The sequence below is a fragment of the Duganella alba genome, from assembly GCF_009674495.1.
In the GTDB taxonomy this organism is placed as follows: domain Bacteria; phylum Pseudomonadota; class Gammaproteobacteria; order Burkholderiales; family Burkholderiaceae_D; genus Rugamonas; species Rugamonas alba.
This window is the reverse complement of record NZ_WKJN01000004.1, coordinates 260700-286922: the sequence shown is the minus strand read 5'-3', so window position 1 is coordinate 286922 and position 26223 is coordinate 260700. Positions and strand designations below refer to the sequence as shown.

The 26223-nt window shown below is 65.3% G+C and carries 23 protein-coding genes; 20 read left to right on the top strand and 3 right to left on the bottom strand.

Annotated features, from left to right (window positions below):
- Window position 1: 1 nt before the first annotated feature.
- Window positions 2-1525, bottom strand: coding sequence for a discoidin domain-containing protein (locus tag GJ695_RS06050; protein WP_166455285.1), 1524 nt, complete (start codon window positions 1523-1525; stop codon window positions 2-4).
- Window positions 1526-1733: 208 nt separating this feature from the next.
- On the opposite strand from GJ695_RS06050, the gene GJ695_RS06045 reads away from it, so the two are divergent.
- The 3 genes from GJ695_RS06045 (at window position 1734) to GJ695_RS06035 (ending at window position 5959) form a co-directional block, all read left to right on the top strand.
- Window positions 1734-2819, top strand: coding sequence for a polysaccharide biosynthesis/export family protein (locus GJ695_RS06045; RefSeq protein ID WP_154362884.1), 1086 nt, complete (start codon window positions 1734-1736; stop codon window positions 2817-2819).
- A 15-nt stretch (window positions 2820-2834) separates the two neighbouring features.
- Window positions 2835-5102: a polysaccharide biosynthesis tyrosine autokinase gene (locus GJ695_RS06040; protein WP_154362882.1), complete on the top strand. Its 2268-nt coding sequence runs from the start codon at window positions 2835-2837 to the stop codon at window positions 5100-5102.
- Between the two features lie 113 nt (window positions 5103-5215).
- Window positions 5216-5959, top strand: a complete 744-nt coding sequence (locus GJ695_RS06035) for a Crp/Fnr family transcriptional regulator (protein ID WP_154362880.1) — start codon at window positions 5216-5218, stop codon at window positions 5957-5959.
- Window positions 5960-6052: 93 nt separating this feature from the next.
- On the opposite strand, the gene GJ695_RS06030 is transcribed toward GJ695_RS06035, so the two are convergent.
- On the bottom strand, window positions 6053-6259 hold the full coding sequence (locus tag GJ695_RS06030; RefSeq protein WP_154362878.1) for a hypothetical protein: 207 nt from the start codon (window positions 6257-6259) through the stop codon (window positions 6053-6055).
- Between the two features lie 154 nt (window positions 6260-6413).
- On the opposite strand from GJ695_RS06030, the gene GJ695_RS06025 reads away from it, so the two are divergent.
- From GJ695_RS06025 to GJ695_RS06015, 3 genes are read left to right on the top strand one after another with little or no spacing between them, the layout of a single operon-like run.
- Window positions 6414-8666: a TonB-dependent receptor gene (locus tag GJ695_RS06025; RefSeq protein ID WP_154362872.1), complete on the top strand. Its 2253-nt coding sequence runs from the start codon at window positions 6414-6416 to the stop codon at window positions 8664-8666.
- Entirely contained in the window at window positions 8666-9610 is a 945-nt protein-coding gene (locus tag GJ695_RS06020; RefSeq protein ID WP_154362870.1) for a fatty acid desaturase, read from the top strand. The genes GJ695_RS06025 and GJ695_RS06020 overlap by 1 nt, the downstream gene beginning before the upstream one ends.
- A 20-nt stretch (window positions 9611-9630) precedes the next feature.
- Window positions 9631-10401, top strand: a complete 771-nt coding sequence (locus GJ695_RS06015; protein WP_229260587.1) for a phosphate/phosphite/phosphonate ABC transporter substrate-binding protein — start codon at window positions 9631-9633, stop codon at window positions 10399-10401.
- 2 nt (window positions 10402-10403) lie between these two features.
- On the opposite strand, the gene GJ695_RS06010 is transcribed toward GJ695_RS06015, so the two are convergent.
- Entirely contained in the window at window positions 10404-11342 is a 939-nt protein-coding gene (locus tag GJ695_RS06010; RefSeq protein ID WP_154362866.1) for an aliphatic sulfonate ABC transporter substrate-binding protein, read from the bottom strand.
- A 239-nt stretch (window positions 11343-11581) separates the two neighbouring features.
- Between GJ695_RS06010 and GJ695_RS06005 the strand changes: the two genes are divergently transcribed.
- From GJ695_RS06005 to GJ695_RS05940, 14 genes are all read left to right on the top strand, one after another.
- Entirely contained in the window at window positions 11582-13120 is a 1539-nt protein-coding gene (locus GJ695_RS06005; protein ID WP_229260588.1) for a flavin monoamine oxidase family protein, read from the top strand.
- 21 nt (window positions 13121-13141) lie between these two features.
- The gene (locus GJ695_RS06000; RefSeq protein WP_154362862.1) at window positions 13142-13603 is read left to right on the top strand and encodes a Rid family hydrolase; all 462 of its coding nucleotides are present in this window, start codon (window positions 13142-13144) and stop codon (window positions 13601-13603) included.
- Between the two features lie 144 nt (window positions 13604-13747).
- Window positions 13748-16138: a TonB-dependent receptor plug domain-containing protein gene (locus GJ695_RS05995; protein ID WP_154362860.1), complete on the top strand. Its 2391-nt coding sequence runs from the start codon at window positions 13748-13750 to the stop codon at window positions 16136-16138.
- Window positions 16139-16187: 49 nt separating this feature from the next.
- Window positions 16188-17102 (top strand): LysR family transcriptional regulator, encoded by a 915-nt coding sequence (locus GJ695_RS05990; RefSeq protein WP_154362858.1) that lies wholly within the window; start codon window positions 16188-16190, stop codon window positions 17100-17102.
- Between the two features lie 109 nt (window positions 17103-17211).
- On the top strand, window positions 17212-18042 hold the full coding sequence (locus tag GJ695_RS05985) for an ABC transporter permease (protein ID WP_154362856.1): 831 nt from the start codon (window positions 17212-17214) through the stop codon (window positions 18040-18042).
- 2 nt (window positions 18043-18044) lie between these two features.
- A complete protein-coding gene (locus tag GJ695_RS05980; protein WP_154362854.1) occupies window positions 18045-18899 on the top strand; it encodes an ABC transporter ATP-binding protein in 855 nt (284 codons plus the stop codon).
- Between the two features lie 2 nt (window positions 18900-18901).
- The gene (locus tag GJ695_RS05975; RefSeq protein WP_154362852.1) at window positions 18902-20140 is read left to right on the top strand and encodes an acyl-CoA dehydrogenase family protein; all 1239 of its coding nucleotides are present in this window, start codon (window positions 18902-18904) and stop codon (window positions 20138-20140) included.
- A complete protein-coding gene (locus GJ695_RS05970; RefSeq protein ID WP_154362850.1) occupies window positions 20137-21240 on the top strand; it encodes an LLM class flavin-dependent oxidoreductase in 1104 nt (367 codons plus the stop codon). The genes GJ695_RS05975 and GJ695_RS05970 overlap by 4 nt, the downstream gene beginning before the upstream one ends.
- 15 nt (window positions 21241-21255) lie before the next feature.
- Window positions 21256-22212, top strand: a complete 957-nt coding sequence (locus tag GJ695_RS05965) for a D-isomer specific 2-hydroxyacid dehydrogenase family protein (protein ID WP_154362847.1) — start codon at window positions 21256-21258, stop codon at window positions 22210-22212.
- 15 nt (window positions 22213-22227) lie between these two features.
- Complete coding sequence (locus tag GJ695_RS05960) at window positions 22228-23097, top strand: class II aldolase/adducin family protein (RefSeq protein WP_154362845.1); 870 nt, start codon at window positions 22228-22230, stop codon at window positions 23095-23097.
- Window positions 23098-23108: 11 nt separating this feature from the next.
- Window positions 23109-23939, top strand: coding sequence for a TonB family protein (locus GJ695_RS05955; protein ID WP_154362843.1), 831 nt, complete (start codon window positions 23109-23111; stop codon window positions 23937-23939).
- Between the two features lie 12 nt (window positions 23940-23951).
- Window positions 23952-24737, top strand: coding sequence for a protein TolQ (tolQ, locus tag GJ695_RS05950; protein WP_154362841.1), 786 nt, complete (start codon window positions 23952-23954; stop codon window positions 24735-24737).
- 1 nt (window position 24738) lies between these two features.
- Window positions 24739-25161, top strand: coding sequence for an ExbD/TolR family protein (locus tag GJ695_RS05945; RefSeq protein WP_154362838.1), 423 nt, complete (start codon window positions 24739-24741; stop codon window positions 25159-25161).
- Window positions 25162-25243: 82 nt separating this feature from the next.
- Entirely contained in the window at window positions 25244-26176 is a 933-nt protein-coding gene (locus GJ695_RS05940; RefSeq protein WP_229260589.1) for an ABC transporter substrate-binding protein, read from the top strand.
- The last annotated feature ends 47 nt before the right edge of the window (window positions 26177-26223 follow it).

Here is a 26223-nt window from a genome sequence, read left to right as displayed (position 1 = left end):
CTTACGGCTTGCCGTAGTCCTTCGGCAGGAACTGCAGCTTATCCCACGGGAAGCCGTTGAGGATGGCGTAGTTCGGCGTGCCGTTGAACAGCGCGGCATATGGATCGGGCTGGCCCAGCGCCGTGTACGACTTCGGATTCTGCACCCGCAGCGAAATCGCGCCGGCCTTGTCCCACACCACAAAGCCGTACTTCTGCGCGGCCCTGGCGATGGTGCGCGCCACCGGATGCAGGTTCAGGCTGTCGACATTGAGGTTGGGATCGAGGCGGAAGCGCGAACCTTCCGGAATGCGGTTGGCCGCGTTGCCCGGATTGTAGCCGTCCGAGCGGTTGGCCGGCCACGAGACCACGCCGGCTCGTTCCAGGTCCACCAGCGCGATGCCGATCACGTGGCGGATCTCGCCGCGCCGCAGTTCCTCGGCCGTGATCTGGCCGCCGATGAAGGGCAGGCCGGTGGCGGTGGTGCCGTAGCCTTGCGGCCAGATGCCGCTGCTGGCCGAAACATTCGTCATGCGGCCGCCCCAGCAGGCCTGCCACTGGCCGTTGACCTTGCGCGTCTGCCAGAATTCCCACAGCGTATTGCTGGACGGCTGGTAGATGGTCATCTCGCCGTCGGTGCCGTCGGACGGCGTGGCGTTCGACGGAATCGGCACCGCGCTCCACTGCTGCGCCAGGCTGGAATCGAGATAGCCCTTGTGCTGGCAATCCCACTGCGTGACCTTGACGTTGCTGATGCCGGCCGCCGGCTGGAACACCGGGCTGGCGTAGGCGGTGGTGTTGATGGTGACGTTGCCGTAATACGCGCTGATCTGGCGCCGGAAGTCCGCGGTGAAGCCGGCCGAGTTGGCGTGCAGTGTCACGCTTTTCGGAATCTCCTTGTACCAGAAGCTGCCCGGCGCAAAGATGGCGTCGGTCGGCAGCGGATTGGACGGCGTGCTGCCGCTGTCGTTGAAGACCTTGAATTCATAGAGGGAATAGCCCCACGCCGTGGCGCGCTTGACGCCGTTCATGCGCACCCAGCGCGCGCTGGTGGCGGTGAAGCGGGCTTCCTCGGTGCCGCCGCCGCCGTTGGCGTTGCTGTACACCGTCTTCCAGTTGACGTTGTCGGTGGACGTCTGCACGGTGAAGGATTTGGCGTAAGCCGTTTCCCATTGCAGCGTGACATGGTTGACGGTGGTGGCCGCGCCGAGGTCGACCGTGAGCCATTGGGCGTCGCTGAACTGCGAGCTCCAGCGGGTGCCGTCCTGGCCGTCGACCGCATAGGCGCCGCCGGTGGCGCTGCTTTCCGACGACGAGACGGTGACCTGTTTGTACAAGGCCAGGTTGGGCGTGGCGGCCGTGGCGGCGGCCAGCGTGGTGACGGGCGGGGTGGTGGCTTCCATGGCAGTGTTCTCCTGACCTGTGACGACCGCGGCCGCCAGTTGATCGGTTGGTGTGGCCGCCGGCTCCGTGCCATTGCCGCCGCCACAGGCAGCCAGCAGGGTGGAACTCAACAGCGTCGCATGGAAGTGAAGTGGTTTGAACATAAAAAGTTCCCTCATTTTCGTGATGAATGAATAGGTTTTGACTTGGATCAAATGGCTTGGTTCGGATAGGAAACGGATTATTTTTACGTAGGGAAAATGTCACTGCTTGTGTCTGCATGGCACGATGAGTTCCCGCTGCACGCTTGATGCAGCGCAGTTGCGTGCGCGGACGGCTGGCTAGCCTAGACTGGATCAAGGGGAGGGCCGGATGAGAATCTATTGGCTGTGCTTGTTTGCTGCGGCGTTGGCGGCGTGCGCCGGCAGCCAGGGCTATATGGCCGAGGAGGCGCCGGCCGACGCCGGGGCGTCGGTGTCCGTGCAAATGATCAATGCGCCCTGGTTGCAGGCCGAGCAGCAGCGGCGCACGCGGCGCAGCCGGCAGGACATCGGCGGCCTGCTGGGCGACACGCCGTCGCCGTACCAGATCGGCCACGGCGACATCCTGACCATCGTGGTGTGGGATCACCCGGAGCTGGGCGCCGGCGCGCCGGCTGCGCAGGCGCAGTCGGCGCCGCCGGCCGGCGATGGCGCCGGCGTGCCGGCGGCCGGCTTTGTGGTCGATCACGACGGGCTGGTGCAGTTCCCCTACGCCGGCGAGCTGCGGCTGGCCGGCCTGACCGAGGAGCAGGCGCGCGCGCTGCTGGCGGAACGGCTGGCGCGCTACATCAGCAACCCGGTGGTGACGCTGCGCGTGCAGTCCTACCGCAGCCAGCGCATCTACATCGACGGCGAGGTCAGGAATCCCGGCCTGCAGGCCATCAACGACCTGCCGATGACGCTGGTGGAAGCGATGAACCGCGCCGGCGGACCGCTGCCGACGGCCGACCAGAGCCGGCTGCTGCTGGCGCGCGGCGAGCAGCGCTACCTGCTCAATCTGCCGCAGCTGATGCAGCAGGGCGTCAATCCCGCCCGCATCCTGCTGCGGCATGGCGATGTGCTGCAGGTGCCGTCGCGCGACGAAAGCAAGGTGTTCATCTCCGGCGAGGTGGTGGCGCCGCGCGCGCTGACCATGCACAACGGCCGCCTGACGCTGAACGAAGCCATGGGCGAGGCCGGCGGCCTGACGCCGCAGGGCGATGGCCGCCAAGTCTACGTGGTGCGACGCGCCGGCGGCGAACCGCAGGTGTTCCAGCTCGACGCGCGCGCGCCGGGGGCGCTGGCGATGGCCGAGGCCTTCGAGCTGGAGCCGCGCGACGTGGTCTACGTGGCGGCGACGCGGCTGGCCAACTGGCACCGCAATATCAGCCAGATCTTCCCCGGCGCGCTGTCGTCGGTGGTGGGCGCCGCGCGCTGAACGGAGGCCTGCGCCATGCCGCTACCCGTCCTCTCCCGCCAGCCGCGCGAAGTGCTGCGCATCGCCGGCACGCCGATTCCGCAGCGCGCCGCCGTCGATGAAGCGCTCGACCTGCGCCATCACCTGGACGTGCTGCGCGCGCATCGCTGGCTGATCGTCTCGGTGGCGGCGCTGTGCCTGCTGGCCGCCGCGCTGTACGCGCTGGTGGCGCGCCCGGTGTACGAGGCCAATATGCTGTTTCATGTGGAAGAGGTCAGCCCCAACGCCTCGCGCAACATCCTCAACGACGTGTCATCGCTGTTCGACACCAAGAAGGAGGCGGTGGCGGAAATGGAACTGCTGCGCTCGCGCGCCGTGATCGAGCCGGCCGTGCTGCGCCTGCGGCTGGACCTGGACGCCGCGCCCAACTACCTGCCGCTGCTGGAACGCTGGCTCGGTGACTGGCCGGGCCCGCCCTTGCTGCCGCCCGGCGTGTTCGGCTACGGCGGCTATGGCTGGGGCGGCGAGCGCATCGTGGTCGGCGAGTTTGCCGTGCCCGAGCCGTTGCTGGGCCACGGCTTCACGCTCACCGCGCGTGCCGGCGATGGCTACGACCTGTCCAGCGAGGAGGATGGCATCGCCGCCACCGGCCGCGTCGGCTGGCCGCTGTCGGTGGCCACGCCGAACGGCACGCTGGTGCTGACGGTGCAGCGGCTGCAAGCCCTGCCCGGCACGCGCTTCCGGCTGATGCGCATCACGCCGCAGGCGGCGGTGGAGCGCGTCCAGCGCGCCATGACGGTCAGCGAGCAGGGACGCCAGTCCGGCGTGATCTCGGTGCGGCTGCGCGGCGATGCGCCACAGCTGTCGCGCGACACGTTGAGCGAGATCGGCCGCGAATACCTGCGCCAGAACCGCGCCCGCAAGGTGGAGGAGGCGGAACGCTCGCTGGCCTTCCTCAACGGCCAGCTGCCGGAACTGCGCCAGCGGCTGGAGCAGTCGGAAGACCAGTACAGCCGCTTCCGCACGGCGCACGGCACCATCGATCTGGCGGAGGAAGCGCGCATCAGCCTGCAGCGCGTGGCCGCCGCGCAGCAGCGCCGCGCCGATCTGGAACAGAAACGCACCGAGCTGCTGGCGCGCTACACCAGTGAGCATCCGATCGTGCAGGGCGTGGCGGCGCAGTTGCGCGGCGTGGACCGCGAGATCGCCGAAGCGACGCGCCGCATCGAAAGCCTGCCGGCGCTGGAACAGGACGCGGCACGCATGGCGCGCGAGATCAAGGTCAACACGGAGCTGTACACGGCGCTGTCCAACACGGCGCAGCAGCTGCGGCTGGTGTCGGCCGGGCAGGTCAGCAATGTTCGGCTGGTGGATGCGCCGGTGGCGCCGGACAAGCCGCTGCGGCCCAACCGGCCGCTGATCGTCGCCGCCGGCGCCGGCGCCGGCCTGCTGCTGGGCTGCGTGGCGGCATTGGCGCGCGACTACTGGCGCGGCGGCATCCGCGATCCGCAGCGCGTCGAACAGCTGCTGGGCGCCAGCGTGGTGCACGCGGTGGTGCCGCACAGCAGCGCGCAAGATGCGCTGGCGCGCGCCGGCCGTCGAAAGGACCAGCCCATGCTGCCGCTGCTGGCGACCGACGCGCCGGACGATGTGGCGGTGGAAGCGCTACGCGTGTTCCGCACCGCGCTGCTGCATGCGCTGCCGGGCTTCAAGAACAAGGCGGTGATGTTGAGCAGTCCCTTGCCGGGGCAGGGCAAGTCCTTCCTGACGGCCAACCTGGCGGCGGTGACGGCGGCCAGCGGCAAGCGCGTGCTGCTGATCGACGCCGATTGGCGCAACGGCAGCCTGCACCGCTATTTCGGGCTGGCGCACGCGCCGGGACTGAGCGAAGCGCTGGTGGAGCAGGCGCCGCTGGCGCAGATCGTTCACCGCAATGTGCTGGCCAACCTGGATTTCATCGCCACCGGCAGCCTGCCGTCCGGCCGCGCCGAGTTCCTGATGCATGCCAGCTTTGGCGCCTTGCTGGAGCGCGCCGGGGCCGAATATGACCTGATTCTGCTCGATCCGCCGCCGGTGTTGGCCCTGGCCGACGCGCTAGTGATCGGCGCCCAGGCCGGCGCCGTGTACCTGGTGGCGCGGGCCGGCGTCAACGGCCAGACCGACATCCTGGAGGCGGTGCGGCGGCTGAATCAGGCCAACGCGCCCCTGCACGGGCTGATTTTCAACGACCTGTACCTGCGCTTGAGCAGCTATGGCTACCGCTATCACGATAGCGATGTCCAGCGCCTCGTAGGATCAGGCTGACACGATGCTATGTTCCCAGCCTACATATGGCGCGTATGTGCTCCTATAATAGAGCGCACATAGCGGGGATATAGTGTGACCCATCGAACACAAACAAACAGATGAGGCACGCCATGTACGCAGCTAATCAGACTTCCGTTTCCGCCAGCATCCCACGTGCGATGCAGCAAACCGCCACGCCGGTCATCAGCCTGACCGGCGCCCAGCAGAACGAACTGCTGCGCGGCCTGTCGCGCGAGGAACTGATCGACCTGTTCGTGCACCTGGACCTGGTGCCGCTGGAAGCCGGCAAACGCCTGTTCGACTCGGGCGAACTGATGGAATACGCCTACTTCCCGACCAACGCCATCGTCTCGCTGCAGTATGAGACCGAAGAGGGCGGCGCCGCCGAAGTGGCCGTGGTCGGCCGCGAAGGCGTGGTCGGCGTCACGATGTATGAAAACGAGCGCGCCAACTGCTGCGCCGTGGTGCAGACCAGCGGCTACGGCTACCGCATCAAATCGTCGGTGCTGCGCCAGGCCTTCTTCAGCGGCGGTGCACTGGCGCAGCAGCTGATGCGTCACACCAGCGCGCTGTTTGCCCAACTGGCGCAAACCGTTGCCGGTGTCCGTCACGGCAGCATCGAGCAGCGCCTGTGCCGCTGGCTGCTGGAGCGCCTGGACCGCTCCCTGTCGAACGAACTGAAAGTGACCCAGGAGATGATCGCCAACATGCTGGGCGTGCGCCGCGAATCCATCACCTGCTGCGCCGGCAAGCTGCAGGAAGAAGGCTTGATCGAATACCGTCGCGGCACCGTCACCGTGATCGACCGCGCCGGCATGGAGCGTCGCGCCGGCAGCTGCTACTCCCCAGCCTGACCCTGCCCCCGTCGTTTCCGCCTGCGCGGGAACGACACTCGCCATATGGGTCCCGCCTGCGCGGGAACGACGGGCGCCGTCCTAGTGCACGTCCTAGTGCAAATAGCGCGGCGCATGCTGAAGTTGATCCAGCTTGCGCTGCACCAGTTGATACCACGCCTGCGCCCAGCGGGCCGCCGCCTGCGATTCCTCCACCGTCGGCGCTGAAATCGTCCTGCGTACCGCCACCATCTGCCTGTGCATCGCGTAAGCGGCCGGGTGGTACTTGCGTGGTTTGCTGTTGTTGGTGTGCGTATCCATAGACTTTATTTTGCGCGCCCGGTGTGGCTGCGGCTGTACGCTGCCTCACCTACACGACTACGCGAATTTTGCATAAAGAAGCTTGTTTTAATTCGTTTCCTGATGGGTTGGCTCTCCATATACTTACTTTTGGGAGAAAATCAAAAGGGAATTGATGAGTAAGCGTACTTATCTGGCCGTCGCGGCCTTGTCGGCCGGCGTCGCCATCGCCGCCGAGCCGGACTCGGACAAAATAGACAAGGTTGAAGTGACCGCCACGCGCGCCGCCACGGCGGTCGACGTGCAGCAGGTGCCGGCCGCCATCACGGTGCTCAAGCCGGACAGCCTGACGCGCTACGGCCAGGGCAACCTGACCGACATCGCCAACCTGGTGCCGGCCATGTCGGTGCAGGAGCAGGGGCCGGGCGTCAACAACATCACCATGCGCGGGCTGGTCGTGCGCGGCATCGTGCCGTCCGAGGTGCAGGATTCGTCGCTGGTGGCGGTATATGTGGACGACATGCCCGTCACGCTCAAATCCGGCAATCCGGACCTGAAGGTGCTGGACCTGGAGCGCGTGGAAGTGCTGCAAGGGCCGCAGGGCACGCTGTTCGGCGCCGGCGCCATGGCCGGCGCGGTGCGTCAGATTACGCAAAAGCCGGAGCTGAACGATTTCTTCGGCAGCGTGGAAGCGGTCGGCTCGCAGACCTCCAAATTCGGCGGCGCCAACCACAACCTGCGCGGCATGGTCAACGTGCCGTTGAAGGATGATGTGGCGGCGCTGCGCCTGACAGCCTACACCGGCAACGACTCCGGCTACATCCGCAACCAGTACAACGGCGCCACCACCAACGCCGTATCGACCAATCAGGGCCGGGTGGCGCTGCGCATCAAGGCGTCGCCGGACCTGGTGATCGACGCCAGCGTGACCGCATCCAACACCAAGGGCGGCATCAACGACGCCTACGGCGGCCTGGCGCCGTTCACCACCTTTGCGCTGATACCGCAGACCAGCAACGACAGCCTGCAACTCTACAACCTGGGCGTGAACTATGACCTCGGCGGCGCGCAGCTGGTGTCGTCCACCTCCTATGTGCACCGCGATACGCTGTACGTGACCTCGGCGCAGTATCCGGCCACCGCCTTCATCTTTGGCGGCCAGGACCCGCTGATGAAGGCCGCCTACACCATCGGCAACGCAGTCAAGGATTTTGCGCAGGAATTCCGATTGAGCTCCAAAGGCGACGGTCCGTTCAAATGGACCGCCGGCGCCTTCTTCGAAGCGGGCAAGCGCGACACGCGCCAGGACGAACCGACCGAAGGCTTTGACGCGCGCTTCGCGGCGACCCACAACTTCCCCGGCTATAACTCGCAGACCAATGAACTGGCTTTCAATCCGGACGATTTCTTCTCCGGCCAGCAGAACACCAGGTCGCGCCAGGCCGCGCTGTTCGCCGAGGGCACTTACACGCTGTGGGATAAGCTGGACCTGACCGCCGGCCTGCGCCTGTTCCGTGGCACGCAGGATTTCGACCTGCGCTTTACCGGCTTGTTCGGCAATCTGGTCGGCGCCACGCCGGCCGCGCCGGTGGGGCAGCCGGAACTGAGCACCAGCAGCGCGACGTCGCGCGGCGGCAATCCACGCTTCGCGGCGGCCTATCATGTCGATGCGGACCACACCTTGTATACCTCGGTGGGCAAGGGTTTCCGCTATGGCGGCAATAATCAGCCGGTGCCATTCAACTTCTGTGGTATCAACGCACCGTCGACGTTTGCGCCGGACAGCCTGTGGAACTTCGAGGCCGGCTCCAAGAACACGCTGCTCGACCATCGCCTGACCTTCAACGCCAGCGCCTACCTGATCGAATGGAAGGACGTGCAGGTCTTTAACAAGCTGCCGTGCACCTACTACTTCACGCAGAACGCCGGCAAGATCCGCAGCGAAGGGCTGGAACTGGAGACGGCGTTCAAGATCACGCGCCGCGCATCGGTCGGCGTCAGCGCGGCCTACAACCACGCCTACGCCACGCGCACCGTGGTCACCGGCATCGCCGCGCAGAACATCCCGGAGGACAGCCGTGTGCCGTATGCGCCGCGTCTGGCCGCCACCGTCAACGCCAGCTACTACGTGCCGGTGCGCGGTGTCGATGAGCTGGGATTCCTGGCCAGCTATTCGCATCGCGGCAGCGCCTACACCAACTTCGCGGCGGCGCAGGGCAGTTACGAGGAGATTCCGTCGTCGAATACGTTGAACGCCACCGTGACTTATCGGAGCGGCGCGTATGAATTCGGCCTGTTCGGCACCAACCTGACCAACGGCGCCAAGGTCAGCGACGTGACGGCCAATACCATCCCCATCCAGCCGGGCAATCTGGTGTACATGGTTCGTCCGCGTACCGTGGGTCTGCGCGTGAAGGCTCGCTTCTGATGCAAGCCTGGATCGACGCCACGCAACAGCAGGAGGTCAGCTCCGAACGCCGCCGCCCGCTGTGGCGCGGCGAGTGGCCGACCTGGCTGCTGATCGCGATGATCCATGGCGGCTGGCTGGCCACGCTGGCCTGCTGGCGGCTGCTCGGCACCGTACCGGCGACCTTGCTGATGATCTGGTGGTGCGCCTGGTATATGTCGCTGCAACATGAGCTGATACACGGTCATCCCACACGCTGGCCGTGGGCGAACCGCTTGTTCGGCTTCGTGCCGTTGGCGGTGTGGTATCCGTATGAGATTTACCGCGAAAGCCATCTGCGCCATCACGACGACTTCAACCTGACCATGCCGGCGCTGGACGCGGAGAGCACCTATGTATCGCCGGCCGAATGGGCTGCGATGTCACGGCCGCTGCGTGCCTTGCGTTGGCTGAACAAGACATTCTGGGGCCGGCTGGCGGTGGGGCCGGCGCTGGCGATCGTCTCCACCTGGGGCGGCGCTGTCCACCGCATCGCGCACGGCGACTGGTGCGACGCGGGCGTCTGGCTGCGCCATCTGGCGATGCTTGCCGGGCTGTTGTGGTGGGTGCAGTCGGCGTTCGGCGTGTCGGCGCTGTGGTATGTGCTGGCGATTTCGTATCCGGCGCAGTCGCTGGCGATGATACGGTCCTACTACGAGCATCGCCCGGCGGAAGACCACAAGCAGCGCATCGTGCTGAATAACGCCGGCTTTGTGTTCCGCCTGCTGTTCCTGAATAATAATCTGCACCTGGTGCACCACGACCTGCCTTCGCTGCCGTGGTATCTGCTGCCGCGCGTGTACAGTGCGCGGCGCGAGGCTTATAATTCCCGCAGCGGCGGCTTCCAGATCAATGGCTACGGAGAGCTGATGCGCCGCTACGGATTCCGGCCCATCGACGCACCTGTACACCCTCGCATGCCATGATATGGAAAGTCGCTCTGCCGATGTATAACGTCTCTCCGCGCGTGCAGCGGGAGTACGAGGCGTTCCTGGCACGCTTGCTGACGGAAGCAGACGTGCGCGAAGAGGTTGAACTGCTGCCGGCGCCGGATCTGCCAGCGTTATGGCAGCGCGACGACGTGCTGCTGACGCAAACCTGCGGCTATCCCTACATGAAGTCCCTGCGCGGCACGATGACGCTGCTGGCCACGCCGTGCTTCGATTTCCCCGGCTGCAAAGGCAGCGATTATTCAAGCGCGATCGTCACGCGCGCCGACAGCGGCGTCAATTCGCTGGCCGATGCTCAGGGGATGATCGCCGCCGCCAATGACGCGCAGTCCAACAGCGGCATGAACGTGCTGCGGCATGCGGTATCGCTGCTGGCGCGCGGCGGACGATTTTTCGATCAGGTGAAGTGGACCGGCAGCCATGCGGCCAGCCTGCGACTGGTGCGCGATGGCGAGGCGGATATCGCCGCCATCGATTGCGTCACCTACGGCTATCTGAAGGAGGAACAGCCGGAGAGCGTGCGCGGAACGAAGATTCTGCAGTATTCGGCGCAGACGCCAGGCCTGCCGCTGGTGGCGTCGCGCACGGTGCCGGAAGAGCTGGTGGGCCGCCTTCGCAATGCTTTGCTGTCGCCTGGACCTGTGCTGCAAAGTCATATGCGTGCATTGCACATCAAGTCATTCGTGCATTGCACGGAAGCCGACTACGAACGCATCCTGCGGATGGAAGCCGTGGCGCAGGCCGTCGGCTATCCGGTGCTGGCTTAGCCTCAGCGCAGGCGCCACAGCGGCACGGCGGTGGCATCCAGTTTGCGCGGTAGCAGGCCTTCGCCATAGAAGGCGTCGGCGATGCGTTGCTGCTCGCCGAGGGCGTCTTTCACTACAAGCCGCACTTCATAGCTGCGGCGGCTGTTGGCCAGTTCCACCGTCGCTGCGTCCAGTCCCCATGCGGGCGCCAGCAACTCGGCGGCTTCCTTCGGCGACTGCTTGACCCACTTGCCGGCCTTGCGCAAGGCCTCGAATACCACCGACAGCACTTCCGGATGCGCTTCCGCATACGCCGTCGACGCCAGGTAGTAGCGCTGGTAGTCGGCGATGTTGCGGCCGTCGGCCAGGATGCGTACCTGCGACTGCTTTTGCACGCCTGCCAGGTAAGGATCCCACGTCACCCAGGCCGCCACGCTGCCGCGTTCAAACGCCGCGCGTCCATCGGCCGGCGTCAGGTAGGCTGGCTCGATGTCCTTGAAGCGGAGTCCCGCCTTGTCCAGTGCCGCGATCAACAGGTAATGGCTGCCGGCGGCCTTGGCCACCGCTACCTTCTTGCCCTTCAAATCCGCCACGCTGTTGATCTGCGAATCCGTGCGCACCACGATGGCTTGCGCGGAAGGCGAGGGCGCTTCCTGTGCGAAGTAGGTGAGTTTTGCGCCAGCCGCCTGCGCAAATACCGGCACGGTATCCGCCACATCGGCGCTCAGGTCGACGCCGCCGACATTCAGCGCCTCCAGCAATGGCAGGCCGCTGGAGAATTCGTGCCAGGTGATCTTCACGCCCAGCGGCGCCAGATCCTGTTCCAGCTGCCCGCGCACCTTGAGCACCGTCAGCAGCGTGGACGACTTCTGATAGCCGATGCGCAGCGTGGACGGCGCCTTCTGCGCGAGCGCTGCAAACGGTAGAAGGGAAATCAAAGACAACAAGGTACGGCGGCGCATGGTGACTCCTGAAGATGGTTATCTACCGATGGTACGACGCTGCCATGGGCCGCAGGAACGAATGGTTTCGACTTTGAATATAGCGCCAGCACATATCGCCATGTAAATACATTATTCTTAAAATTCATATTTCAATATGATAAATAATTAGTTTATACATAATCTTGGTGCGTCATAAGATCGCTTCAACCTCACCAACTGGAGCGATGTAAATGACCGTAACGCGCAGAACATTTTTGATGCAACTGGCCGCCACCAGCGGCTACACCGCAGCAGCGGCAGCCATGACCACGCTGGGCCTTGGCGCCCCAACCATCGCTTCGGCCACAGGCCAGACGCCGCCGCTGCAACTGGCGCCGGGTTCCGGCAAAGGCGTCAAGGTGCTGGTGCTGGGCGCCGGCATCGCCGGCCTGGTGTCGGCGTATGAGCTGCGCAAGGCTGGCTATCAGGTGCAGCTGATCGAGGCGCGCGACCGTGTTGGTGGCCGCAACTGGACCATTCGCAACGGCACCCGCATAGAACTCAACGACGGCACCACGCAGGTGGCGGACTTTGAGCCGGGCCACTACTTCAACGCCGGGCCGGCGCGTCTGCCGAGCCATCATCAGACGATACTTGGCTACTGCCGCGAATTCGGCGTGGAGCTGGAGGCGGAAGTGAACACCAGCCGCAGCGCCTACTTCCTGCCGGATGCGGCCAAGGGTGGCCAGCCGATCCAGCTGCGCCGCGCCGTCAACGATGCGCGCGGCCACGTGTCCGAACTGCTTGCGCGCGCCGCCAGCAAGGGTGCGCTGGACCAGGAACTGAGCGCCGACGACCGTGCCAGGCTGGTGGAGTTCCTCAAGGTCTATGGCGACCTGACGGCGAATGCGGAGTACAAGGGCAGCGAGCGTTCCGGCTACAAGGTGTACCCCGGCGCCGCCGAGAAGGTGGGCGAGCGCAATGAGCCGCTGCCGCTGGAAGCCTTGCTCGATCCCGATCTGTGGACCGCATTGATCTTCGACGAACTGCTGATCTTCCAGCCGACCATGCTGCAACCGGTGGGCGGCATGGACCGCATCCCGCATGCCTTCCACGAGCGCCTGAAAGACGTGGCGCGCCTGAACACGGAAGTCAAAGCTATCCGCAACAAGGACAAGGGCGTGGACGTGGTGGTGCGCGACCGCGCCAGCGGCAAGCAGCAGACGCTGTCGGCGGATTACGCCATCGTCACTTTCCCGCTGCCCGTTCTGGCGCAGGTGGAAACCAACTTCGCGCCGGATGTGCAGCAGGCCATCAGCGGCGTTCATTACGACACCGCCAGCAAAATCGCCTGGCAGTCGCGCCGCTTCTGGGAGACGGAGGCGCAGATTTATGGCGGCATCTCGGTGGTGAAGGCCGAGACGGCGCTGATCTGGTATCCGAGTGGCGGCTTCCACAAGAAGACTGGCGTGGTGGTCGGCTGCTACAACATCGGCCAGGCCGCCCGCGATTTCACCGTGCAGCCATTGAGCGCCCAATTCGCCGTGTCGCGCGGCGTGATCGACCGTGTGCATCCCGGGCGTGGTGCGGAGCTGAAGAATCCCGTCAGCGTGGCGTGGCACAAGGTGCCGTACAGCCTTGGCTCCTGGGTGCACTGGGTCACGCCGGCCGAGAAGGAATACACGCGCCTCAACCAGCCGGAAGGCCGTGTGCACTTCGCCGGCGAGTACCTGAGCCAGATCGGCGCATGGCAGGAGGGCGCCGCCTTGTCCGCCCACCACGCCATCGCCGCCATTGCCCGCCGCGTCGCTGCTTAACCACTTCGAAAAGGATAGACCATGAAAACCTCCTTGCTGTTCGCCGCTCTGCTGCTCGCCATCCCTGTCGTCAACGCACAACAGATCAAACGCACGCCGATTCCCAATTCGAACTTCCCGATTTCGGTTGCGGTCAGCGTGCCGGCCGGCGCGGACACCGTTTACTTCAGCGGCGTGCTGCCGGAAACCGTCGACGGCGACACGCAGGCGCAGACCCAGTCGGTGCTCAACCGTCTGAAGGCCGCGCTGGCCAACGAAGGTCTGACCTTTGCCGACGTGGTGTCGCTGCGCGTGTTCCTGATCGGTGATCCCAAGTTGGATAACAAGCTCGATTTCAAAGGGCTCAACGCTTCCTTCGGCCAGTTCTTCGGCACCGCCGAGCAGCCGAACAAGCCTGCGCGCACCGCCTTGCAGGTCGTCGCGTTGCCGCTGCCTGGCGCGCTGGTCGAAATCGACCTGATCGCCGCCCGGGTTAAAAAATAACGCGCCTGAAGAGTACCCCGAACAAAAGGGTCTGACCCCGTTCGGGGTCAGACCCTGGCCGCAGCGGTGTGCGGGTTTCGCCGGTGCCGTCCGCTTCGCAGTCAAACCCTTGGCAACTACAACCCCTTTTTGGAGTCAGTCCGCATGAATCAACCGCAACCGAATCGACCGCGCCGCCTGCCGTTGGCGCTAGCCATCTCCCTGCTGTACGCCGTGTCGCCCGCCTGGGCGGTCGACGGCGATGACGCCATCTCCGCCACGCCGGCCGCAGCCGGTGCGATACAGGATGTGGTGGTCACCGGCACCCGCGACACCCAGCGCTCGGCCGGCGAAAGCCTCAGCCCCATCGACGTGATCAGCGCCAAGGATCTGCAACGCACCGGCCAGACCGACCTGCGCGACGCCCTGGTCAAGCTGCTGCCATCCGTGAACCGTCTGGCGCAGACCGGCGACGCCGCCAACCTGACCAGCGCGCTGACGCTGCGCGGCCTCAGTCCGAACCACGTGCTGCTGCTGGTGAACGGCAAGCGCCGCCACACGTCGGCCAACATCACCGCCGATGCCGGCTCGCAGCAAGGCGCAACGCCGGTCGACATTGATCTGATTCCGGTCAGCGCGGTGGACCACATTGAAGTGCTGCGCGACGGCGCCGCCGCCCAATACGGCTCGGACGCCATCGCCGGCGTGATCAACATCATTCTGAAAAATGGCAGCAACGGCGGCAGCCTGACGCTGACCAGCGGCGAATACTACAAGCATGACGGTTTCACGCTGGGCGGCGCCACCGACGCCGGCATCGCGCTCGGCGAAGACGGCTTCCTGCATCTGAGCGCGGAATATCGCCGCCATGAACACAGCTTCCGCAGCGGCCCGGATGAACGTACCGGCACCTATGCAAACAAGACCCTGGGCGATCCCACCATCCGCCGCGAATCCTTCGGCGCCAACGCCGGCATCAACATCAGCAAGGACGTGGAAGCCTATGCCTTCGCTACTGTTGCGCACCGCACCGGCGGCAGTTACCAGAACTATCGACTGCCATCCAAGCTGCCGCAGATCTTCCCCAACGGTTTTACGCCGGTGGAGACCAGCAATGAAACCGACGGCGGCGTCACCGCAGGCATCAAGGGCAGCGATCTGGCAGGCTGGCGTTGGGATCTGAGCGTCAACTACGGCACCGACAACGTCAAGATCGGCATGACCGACTCGGCCAATACCGACCTGTATGCGGCCACCGGCGCCACGCCGACCAGCTTCCGCCTGTCGCAATTCCAGAACACGCAGGAAGCGGTCAACGGCGATATCGCGCGTTCATTCGACACCGGCGCGCTGCCGGGGCCATTGAGCGTGGCGCTGGGCACGGAGTTCCGCCGCGAGACCTATGAAATCGGCGCTGGCGATACCGCTTCCTACTATGGCAGCGGCGCGCAGGCCTTGCCAGGCCTGTCGCCGGTCAGCGCCGGCAAGCACTCGCGCAATATCGGCGCGGCGTATGCCGACTTCTCCACCAAGTTCACCAAGGAATGGGAAGGCGAACTGGCCGGCCGTTACGAGCATTACAGCGACGCGGGTAGCACCCGCAACGCCAAGCTGTCGACGCGCTACGAGTTCACGCCGCGCGTGGCCTTGCGCGCCACGGCCAGCACCGGCTTCCGCGCACCGTCGCTGGCGCAGGAGTACTACACCAGCCTCGCCGTCTCGCCGACCACCGCCGGCGGCCAGCTGGCCGTCAACTCGGATGCGGCGCGCAAGCTGGGCGCCGCGCCGCTGCAGCCGGAGAAATCGCGCAGCTACAATCTGGGCCTGGTGGCGGAGCCGGTCGATAATTTGCACGTGACGGTGGATGCCTACCGTATCGATATCCGCGACCGCATCGTCCAGGGCGGCACTTACAGCGGCCAGGTGGCGATCGACGCCCTGACCGGCGCCGGCATCAGCCTGCCGACCGGCCTGTCGTCGGTCAGCGCGAGTTACTTTGCCAACGGCGTTGACACGCGCACGCAGGGCGTGGACCTGGTGCTGGGTTACCCGACCAATCTGGGGAACGCGGGTCGCATCGACTGGGATGTCAGCGCCAACATCAACAACAGCAAGGTGACCAAGGTCGGCTTCGACGGCAACGGCAAGACGCTGCTCAACGCCCAGCAGATCGGCTACCTGACCACCGCCACGCCGAAGAACAAGCTGATTGTCGGCGGCGCCTGGACGCTGGACCAGTGGAGCGTGAGCCTGCACGCCACGCGCTACGGCAAAACCGCCACTGAATCGACGTTCTATTCCGGCCCGAATATCTATTCGACTTCCGTGTTCGGCCATATCGAGAACGCGCCGAAAACGCTGACCGACCTGGAAGTGCGCTACGCTGTGACGAAAAAGCTGCAAATCGCCGGCGGCGCGAACAATCTGTTCAACGTCTATCCCACCAAGGTGCCGGCGATTAACCGCTACCTCGGCGTGTATCAGTACGATACGGCTGCGGCGCAGATACCGTTCAACGGCGGATATTACTACCTGCGCGCCAGCTACAAGTTCTGATGCTGTTAAGATGGCGGCTGATTTTCGTATGGCTTACTTTGACAACGACATGAAAATAGATGACATCAGCGCCTTCGTGGCCGTGGTGCGCAACCAGTCGGTGAGCGCGGCGGCCGAGGCCCTGGGGCTGACCCAGTCCGCCATCACCCGGCGCGTGCAGAACCTGGAGCACGCGCTGGGCGTGGAACTGCTGGACCGCAGCGTCAAGCCACCCAAGCCCAGCGCCATGGGGCGGCAGGTGTTTGACCAGGCAGGCAAGGTGCTGCAGGAAGTCGACCGCTTGCGCAGCCTGGTGCAGGCTGACCACGCGCCTACCGGCGTGTTCCGCATCGGCGTGATCCAGACCATCGGCGATGTGGTGCTGCTCGATACGCTGCAAAAGCTGAACCGGACCTTCAAGGATCTGCACACGGAAGTGTCGTCCGGCTGGGGATCGCAGCTGGTGGAGCGGGTCGCCAATGCGGAGATCGACGCGGCGGTGGCGCTGTTCCCGGCCACCAAAGTGCTGCCGGACGGTCTGACCGGCCGCGCGCTGGGTCGCATCGAGCTGGTGGTGGTGGCGAAGAAGGACGCCATGCCGAAGCGCAGCTACAAGCTGCGCGAAATCTTCGGCACCGGCTGGGTGCTCAATCCGGACGGTTGCGGCTTCCGCGCCGGCCTGGCGCGGGCGCTGGCGGAGCAGGGGCTGTCGTTCAAGATCAACCTGGAGACCTTCGGCACCGATCTGCAGCTTGGGCTGGCCGCCAGCGGCATCGGCCTGGGACTGATGCCGCGTCCCATCCTGGAGCGCAGCCGCCATCGTTCGCATCTGGATATCGTCAATGTGTCGGACTTCAAGCCGGTGCTGGATATCTGGCTGGTGCAACCGCAGCAACCGGGGCCGGTGCAGCACGCGATCGATTTTTTCGCGCAGGCCGTGCAACAGGCATTTGCCGAATCGCCGCTCAAAGTTGTCGCAAGATAATAGCTCAGGATTATTCCTGAAAATCATATATCAATAATCGAAACGATTAGTTTAATCATAATCATTTGCTCCCTATACTAGCTTTCACTAGCTTAACAGGGATGCAAATATGTCGGTTTCCTCTACAGCATACGGCGCCGCGCCAGCAACGGCGGGCCGTCTGCGAATCCAGCGCAATGTCCTGATCTCCATCTTCCGCCGCGCCATCGGCCCCCTGGTGCTGCTGGCATTGTGGGAGACTGCTTCCCGCAGCGGCGTTCTGCCGGAGCGCATCCTGGCGGCGCCGTCGCAGATTTTCACCACGCTCGGCGAGTTGATCGCCTCCGGTGAAATGGGCGGCAACGTGCTGGTGTCCTTGCAGCGCGTGTTGATCGGCATGGCCGTGTCGCTGCCGCTGGGCACCGCGCTGGCGCTGATCTCCGGCCTGTCGCGCCAGGGCGAGGTGGCGGTCGACTCCAGCATGCAGATGGCGCGCACCGTGCCGTTTCTCGGCCTGGTGCCGTTGTTCATCCTGTGGTTCGGCATCGGCGAGTTCACCAAGATCGTGCTGATCGCCTATGCCACCACCTTCCCGATGTATCTGTCGCTGTACAGCGGCATCCGCGGCATCGACTCCAAGCTGGTGGAAGCGGCGCGCCTGTTCGGCCTGAGCTACCCACAGCAGATCGTCCACGTGATCCTGCCGGGTGCCTTGCCATCCTTCCTGATCGGCCTGCGCTACTCGCTGGGCGTGAGCTGGCTGTCCCTGGTGGTGGTGGAGCAGATCAACGCCACGGCAGGCCTGGGCTACCTGATCAACAACGCCCGCGATTTCATGCGTACCGACGTCATCGTCGTCTGCCTGATCGTCTACAGCCTGCTGGGGCTCGCCACCGATCTGCTGGTGCGCGGCATCGAACACTACGCGCTGGCCTGGCGTCCGACTTTTATCAAGGATTGAGCATGCCATCGATTTCTCTGAACCTGTCCGGCCTGAAGGCGCGCAATGAGGGCGCCGACGTGCGCCACGATGCGCCGGCGCTGCCGCGCAGCCCTGTGCAGGCGCGCCAACTGAGCAAACGCTTCGGCGCCAACACCATTCTGGATAATCTGGACCTCGAAATTCGCGCCGGCGAATTCGTCGCGCTGCTGGGCCGCAGCGGCTCCGGCAAGACCACGTTGCTGCGCGCACTGGCGGGGCTGGACCGCATCAGCTCCGGCACGCTGGACGTGCCGCAGGCGCGCGCCGCCGTGTTCCAGGAGCCACGTTTGATGCCGTGGAAGCGCGCCTGGCGCAACGTCACGCTGGGCCTGAAGATCGATCAGCCGCGCGAACGCGCCCGCGCCGCGCTGGAGGAAGTAGGGCTGGCGCACCGCGAAAACGCCTGGCCGGCCACGCTGTCCGGCGGTGAAGCGCAACGGGTGGCGCTGGCCCGTGCTCTGGTGCGTGAGCCGCAGCTGTTGCTGCTGGATGAACCGTTCGCCGCGCTGGACGCGCTGACCCGCATCCGCATGCACCAGCTGATCCTGTCGCTGTGGCGCCAGCACCGTCCATCCGTGCTGCTGGTGACGCACGATGTCGACGAAGCCGTGCTGCTGGCCGACCGTGTGCTGGTGCTGGAAAGGGGCCGCATCGCCGCCGACATCGCCATTACCCAGCAGCGCCCGCGCAGCGCCGACGCGCCGCAGTTCCAGAAAGTGCGCGCGCAGCTGCTGCAACTGCTGGGCGTGGAGCTGGACACGCCGGCCGTGGCGCCGGCGCCGGAAACGCCCGCGCCAATTGTCGCGCCATTCAACTTCAGTAACTTCTCGATCTGACCATGACCGCCATCCTTCGCCTGCCGACCGCAGAACACAGTCACCAGCTGGACAGCCCGGAATTCGCCGCGCTGCTGGAAGCGCTGACCGCGGAATTCGCCGCCACCGCCGCGCAGCATGACCGCGACGGCAGCTTCCCGCACCGGAACTTCGAGCGCCTGCATGAACTGGGTCTGCTCGGCCTGACCGTGCCGCGCGCGCAGGGCGGCCTTGGCGCCAACCTGGCGCAGACGACGCGCGTGATCGCCGCCATCGCACGCGGCGAGCCATCCACCGCGCTGGTGCTGACCATGCAGTATCTGCACCACGCTTCCGGGCGTGGCGCCAAGTGGCCGCAGCATCTGCTGCAACGCGTGGTTGATGACACGCTGCGCGACGGCGCCTTGATCAATGCGCTGCGCGTGGAGCCCGAACTCGGTACGCCTGCGCGCGGCGGCCTGCCGGGCACCATCGCCCGCCGCACGCCCGAAGGCTGGCGCATCAGCGGCCGCAAGATCTACTCGACCGGCATTCCGCGCCTGACCTGGCTGGGCGTCTGGGCGCGCAGCGACGATGCCGAGCCGCTGGTCGGCAGCTGGCTGGTGCACCGCGATACGCCCGGCATCACCGTCATCGAAACCTGGGACCATCTGGGCATGCGCGCCACCGGCAGCCACGAAGTGGTGTTTGACGATGTGCTGGTGCCGCTGGATCACGCGGTGGATGTCAATCCCGCCGGCGCCGCGCCGGAACTGGACGCGTCGCTGCTGCTGTGGATGTCCGTGCTGCTGTCGGCGATCTATGACGCTGTGGCCCGCTCGGCGCGCGACTGGCTGGCCGGCTGGCTGGAAGAGCGCGTGCCGGCCAATCTCGGCGCACCGCTATCCAGCCTGCCGCGCTTCCAGGAAGCCTTGGGCCAACTGGACGCCTGGCTGTTCTCCAACCGCGTGATCCTGGACGCCGCAGCCAATGGCGCGGTGCAGCCGGCGGACGCCTTCCGCATCAAATACCTCGTCACCAACACCGCGATTCAGGTGGTGGAAAAGGCGATTGAACTGAGCGGGAATCCTGGCCTGTCGCGCGCCAATCCTCTCGAACGCCATTACCGCGACGTGCTGTGCAGCCGCATCCACACGCCGCAGAACGACACGATCCTGATCAACAGCGGACGCGCCGCCTTCGCCGCGCGCGCCGCCGCCAGAAAAGCTTCCCCCACCGGCGTCGCCGGCATTTCAACCATCACTGCAAAGGACGCATCATGAGTATCGAATTTATCGGCTTTAGCGCCACCCAGGAAACGTCGGAAACCGTTCTGCCGCAAGGCCCGGTCGTGAACAAGAGCTTCCTCGGCGCCGTAGCACGCGCCCACGAATATGCGGGCTTCGACCGCGTGCTGGTGGCGCACAGCAGCGCTTCGGTGGACGGCTTCCAGGTGGCGTCCTACATCGCCTCGCAGACGGACAGGCTGGGCATCCTGCTGGCGCATCGCCCGGGCTTCGTCTCGCCGACGCTGGCGGCGCGCCAGTTCGCCACGCTGGATCATTTTGCCGATGGCCGCCTGGCGGTCCACGTCATCAGCGGCGGCGATGACACCGAACAGCAGCGCGATGGCGACTTCCTCGACCACGACCAGCGCTACCAGCGTACCGACGAATATCTGGACGTGGTGAAGAAGACCTGGACTTCCGAAGGCCCGTTCGACCACGAAGGCCCGATTTACCGCTTCAAAGGCCAGAACGCCGGCGTGCGCCCGGTGAAGGATCAACACATTCCCGTGTACTTCGGCGGTTCGTCCGACGCGGCGATTGAAGTCGCCGGCAAGCATGCCGACGTCTACGCGCTGTGGGGCGAATCCCTGGCGCAGGTGGCGGATACCATCGCCCGCGTGCGCGCGGCAGCGGCCAAGCATGGCCGCGCCGACAAGATCCGTTTCAGCCTGTCCCTGCGCCCGGTGCTGGCGGAGACCGAAGAGAAGGCATGGGCCAAGGCCGACGCCATCCTGGCCACCGCCACCGAGCGCGTAAAGCAGAACGTCCACTTCAACAAGCGTCCGCAAGACCCTCAGAACGCCGGCTCGAAACGCCTGCTGGAGACGGCCGCACAGGGCAAGGTAGTGGACGAACGCCTGTGGACCGGCATCGCCGCGCTGACCAAGGCTTCCGGCAATTCGACCGGCCTGGTAGGCACGCCGGAGCAGGTGCGCGATGCACTGGTCAAGTACTGGGAAATCGGCGTGACCACCTTCCTGATCCGTGGTTTCGATCCGATCCAGGACGCGCTGCAATACGGCCGCGAACTGATCCCGCTGGTGCGTGCCGCCATCGCGGAACGCGAAGCGCAGGACCAACGTCTGGCAGCCTGATAACGGAGTACGGCGATGAGCGCAGTGAAGAATGATTTGATCGTAGCCAGCCAGTTCGACCCCAAGGTCAACGCGCTGCTGGCCCAGCGCACCGGTCTGGCGGTGCGCGACGTGGCGCCCGGTCCGTTGACCGAACTGCCGCCCGGAGCGGACGTGCTGTTTGCATTGCCTGCGCCGAAGGGCCAGTCGCTGCTGCATACGCCGGCGCCGCAGGGCTGGAGCGATGTGCAGTGGGTGCAGCTGGCGTCCGTCGGCATCGACTACTACCCGGAGTGGCTGTTCGACGGCCCGGTGGTGACGTCGGCGCGCGGTACGGCGTCAATCGCCATCGCCGAATACGTGCTGGCGGCGATCTTCACCGCCGCCAAGCGCGTCCCGGAAATCTGGCTGGAGCAGGCCAGCGACTGGCGCCGCATCCAGCTTGGACTGGTGCAGGGCACGACACTGGGCTTGTACGGCTTCGGCTCCATCGGCCAGGCGCTGGCGCAACGCGCGCTGGCGCTTGGCATCAAGGTGATCGCGCTGCGCCGCTCCGATACGCCGTTCGAGGTGGATGGCGTGGAGCGCGTGGAGTCGCTGGAACAGTTGGTCGCTCGCTCGGACCATTTGGTGCTGGCGGCGCCGTCGACGCCGGGCACGCGCCACGCGATCAACCGGGCATCGCTGGCCCATGCCAAGCCCGGTCTTCACCTGATCAATATCGCACGCGGCAACCTGGTTGACCACCAGGCTTTGCTGGATGCGGTGAACGAAGGCCGCATCGCGCTGGCGACGCTGGACGTAACCGATCCCGAGCCGCTGCCGGCCGGCCATGCGTTCTACGGCCATCCGCGCGTGCGCCTGTCGCCGCATATCTCGCCCAGCACCGACCAGATCGTGCCTGCGTTGCTCGACAAGTTCGTGCTGAACCTGGACCGCTTCCGCAGCGGACAACCATTGACCGACGTGGTGGATACCGCGCGCGGTTACTGACATGAGGATTCCCCAATGAGCAGCTCTGCACCACTGTATTCCGCGCCGCTGGCGCGTCCACACCTGCGCGCGGTCGGCAAGCAGCATCCGCGTCCTTCGATTTACAGCGCGCCGCGCGACGAGAAGGGAAACATCATTTTCGCGCAGCCGCCGGAGCCGGAAGGCATCGAGGAGCGCCGCCGCCACCGCAAGGAGCGGCTGGCCGTGTCGTTCCGCCTGTTCGCCCGCTATGGCTTCGACATGGGCGGCGCGGGACACATCACGGCGCGCGATCCGGAGTTCCCGGATCACTTCTGGGTCAATCCGGCCGGCGTCTACTTTGGCCACGTGCGCGTGTCGGACCTGCTGCTGGTCAGCCACGAAGGCAAGGTGGTGGAGGGTGACGGCCTGCTGAACCGCGCGGCGTTTGCGATCCACTCGGAGCTGCACAAGGCGCGGCCGGACGTCATCGCGGCGGCGCATTCGCATGGCTTGTACGGCAAGGCGTTTGCGGCGCAGGGCCGTTTGCTCGATCCGCTGACGCAGGATTCCTGCGCGTTCTACGAGGATCACTCGATCTTCCAGGACTTCAGCGGCGTGGTGCTGGATTCCAGCGAAGGTGAGCGTATCGCCGAGACGCTGGGCCAGCGCAAGGGCGTCATCCTGCAAAACCATGGCCTGTTGACGGTTGGTGCGTCGGTGGAATCGGCGGTGTGGCGCTACATCGCATTTGAAAACGCGGCGCAGGCGCAGTTGCTGTCCGAAGCGGCCGGCCCGACCAAGCCGATTCCGCATGAGGTGGCGTTGCATACGTCCAGGCAGATGGGTTCCGAAGCCGGCGGCTGGTTCAGCTTCCAGCCGCTGTGGGACGTCATCACGCGCGAAGAACCGGATTTGTTCGACTGAGGAGAATCGCCATGACCAGCGCAACGCTATCACTGAATGACACCTACGCCGCCGATGAGCAGCATGGCGCGGCCGTCAACGCCGCACCTGTGGGTCCGGCAGCCCTGGCCGCGAGCGTCAGCGCCGGTTTCGCCACGTCCTACCTGGACCTGGGCAGCAAGCAGCACTGGCTGCGCCGTCCGGGCGCCGTCGCCACGGTGGCGATCCACGGCGCGGCGCTGTTGGCGATCTGGGGCTGGTCCAGCGGCGTTGTGAGGCCACCGGCGCCGCCGCCGGTGATAGAGCTGATCCGCATCATGCCGGAGCCGAAGCAGATCACGCCGCCGAAGCCGGAGCCGGTGAAGGAAAAGCCGGTTGCACTGGCGCCGCCCAAACCGGCAGCGCCGCCGCAGCCGGCGCCGAAAACCGTGGAAGCCTCGGCTGCACAGGCGGAGACGTACACGCCGCCAGCGCCGCCGGTGCACGTTGCGCCTCCCGGTCCGGTAACGCCTGCGCCACCGGCGCCAGCGCAGCCGGCACCGCAGGCGGCGCCCGCGCCGAAACAGATCAGCACCGAAGGCATCCCGACCGACTACGTCAACCAGGTGTACGCCCGCATCAACCGCAACGCGGACTATCCGCGCGAAGCGAAGATGCGCCGCCAGCAGGGCAAGGTCAGCTACCGCCTGACGCTCAATCCCGATGGTTCGCTGGTTTCCTTCGATATCCAGTCGTCCGGCGTGGAAGCGCTGGACGAAGCGGCGCGCGACGCCATCCGCCGTGCCGCGCCTTTCCCTCGCCTGCCCGATCTGGGCGGCAGCAGCTATCTGCTGGCCGGGAACATCGTCTTTAAAATTAACTAACAAGGAACCGCCATGAGTGCTACCCAAGTCGCCGCCCACCTGACGCCGCTGGAGCTGTTCGAGCAGGCCGACGTGATCGTCAAATCCATCCTCGTCCTGCTGGCACTGGCCTCGCTGGTCAGCTGGGGCGTCATCATCGACAAGCTGCTGCGTTTTGCGCGGCTGCGCCGCAACGCCATCACCTGGACGGCGGCACTGGCCGGACAGCGTTCGCTGGGCCGGCTGGCGCAGGAACTGAAGCAGCATACGCAAGATCCGTTCGCCCGCATCTACCACGCCATCCTCGATGAATGGCACACCACGCACCGCCAGCATCTGCAAAAAGAAGCCTCGGGACGCGACAGCCTGAAGGAGCGCATCAATCGCGTCGGCCAGATCGCCAGCAACGTGGAAGTGGAGCAGTTGCAGCGCGGCCTGTCGGTGCTGGCGACGGTCGGTTCGGTCGCGCCCTTCGTCGGCCTGTTCGGCACCGTGTGGGGCATCATGAACGCCTTCCAGGGTATCGCGGCCAGTAACAACACCAGCCTGGCCGTGGTAGCGCCGGGGATTGCGGAGGCGTTGTTCGCCACGGCGCTTGGGCTGGTGGCCGCGATTCCTGCGGTGGTGGCCTACAACCGCGCTTCCGGCGACCTGAATAACTACGCCAGCCGCTTGTCCACGCTGGTCGGCCTGGTGGAAGTGCAGCTTTCGCGCCAGCTGGAAGCAGGTGAGTCGCAAGTGGAGAATGTGGAAGTGGCGCCGGCCAAGGCCGACCGCTCCGGCCATAACGTGACGCCGCTGGCGGCGCAGGGAGCCTGACATGGGGGGGCGTCTCTCCTCCGGTCCCGCAAGCCGTCCAACGCCGGTCAGCGACATCAACGTCACGCCGCTGGTTGATGTGATGCTGGTGCTGCTGATCGTCTTCATGGTGGCGGCGCCGATGATGACGGCCGGCGTCAAGGTCGACCTGCCGACCTCCAACGCCAAGCCCTTGCAGGAACCGAAGCCGCCGATCGTGGTCAGCATCAATGCCGAAGGCACGGTCTACGTCAACCAGACCGCCGCCACGCCGGAAACGCTGCTGCCCTTGATGGATAAGGAAGCGGACGGCGACAAGGAACGTCGCATCCATCTGCGCGGCGACCAGGCGCTGGCTTACGGCCGTATCGTCAAGACCATGGGCACGCTCAATGATGCCGGCTACGCCCGCATCGCGCTGGTGTCGGAACAACCCGCACAATAACTCACTCAAACAAGGTTGGATGATGGATTCGATGACTTCGAAGGGCGGCGCTCGCCGTCAATTTCTGAGAAACGGCGCGGCGATGGCGGTCCTGCTCGCAGGCTGGAGCAACGCCACCCGCGCCACGGCGGCGCAACTGCGCGATACCACGCTGCGTGTCGGCACCTACAAGGGCGGCGACAGCTACTACTTCAACGAGGCCGGTGTTGCAGACATCCCGTACAAGACGGCGGTGGCGGAATTCTCGGGCGGGAACCTGATCGTGGAAGCCATGTCTTCCGGCTCACTGGATTTCGGCGGCATGAGCGAGATTCCGCCGATCTTCGCGGCGGCCAGCGCCGCGCCGCTGAAGGTCATCGCTGTGCTGCGCGGCGATGTGAACAACCAGGTGGTGCTGGTGCCGAAGAATTCCACCATCACCGATCCGGCGCAGTTCAAGGGCAAGCGCATCGGCTATGTGCGCTCCACCACGTCGCACTACTTCCTGATCCAGCTGCTGAAGGAAAACGGGCTGACCTTCAAGGACATCCAGCCGGTGGCCTTGCCGCCGCAGGACGGACTGGCCGCCTTCAAGAGCGGACAGGTGGACGCGTGGGTGATCTACGGCCTTGTGGTGGAATTTGCCAAGAGCCAGGGCGCGCGCGTGCTGCGCACCGCCAAAGGCTACCTGTCCGGCAACTACGTCATCAGCGCATCGACGCAGGCGATTGCCGATCCGCTCAAGCACCAGGCGGTAGGCGACTACCTGCAACGTGTATCGAAAGTCTACGACTGGATGAACAACAATCCGGAGAAGTGGGCTGCCAAAAGCGGCCAGATCGCCGGCGTGCCGGCGCAGTTCTTCCTGAACCAGGTGAAGAACCGCAGCGAGCCATACAAATTGATACCGGTCGACGACGCGGCCATCAAATCACAACAGAAAGTGGCGGACGTGTTCGCGGATGCCGGCCTGCTGGGCCGGCGTGTGGATGTGCGGCCGATCTGGGATCACAGCTTTGCAAAATATTTGACCTGATAACAAGAGAGGAAGAAAAGGCATGCAGCATTATTCGAAGAAGTTGG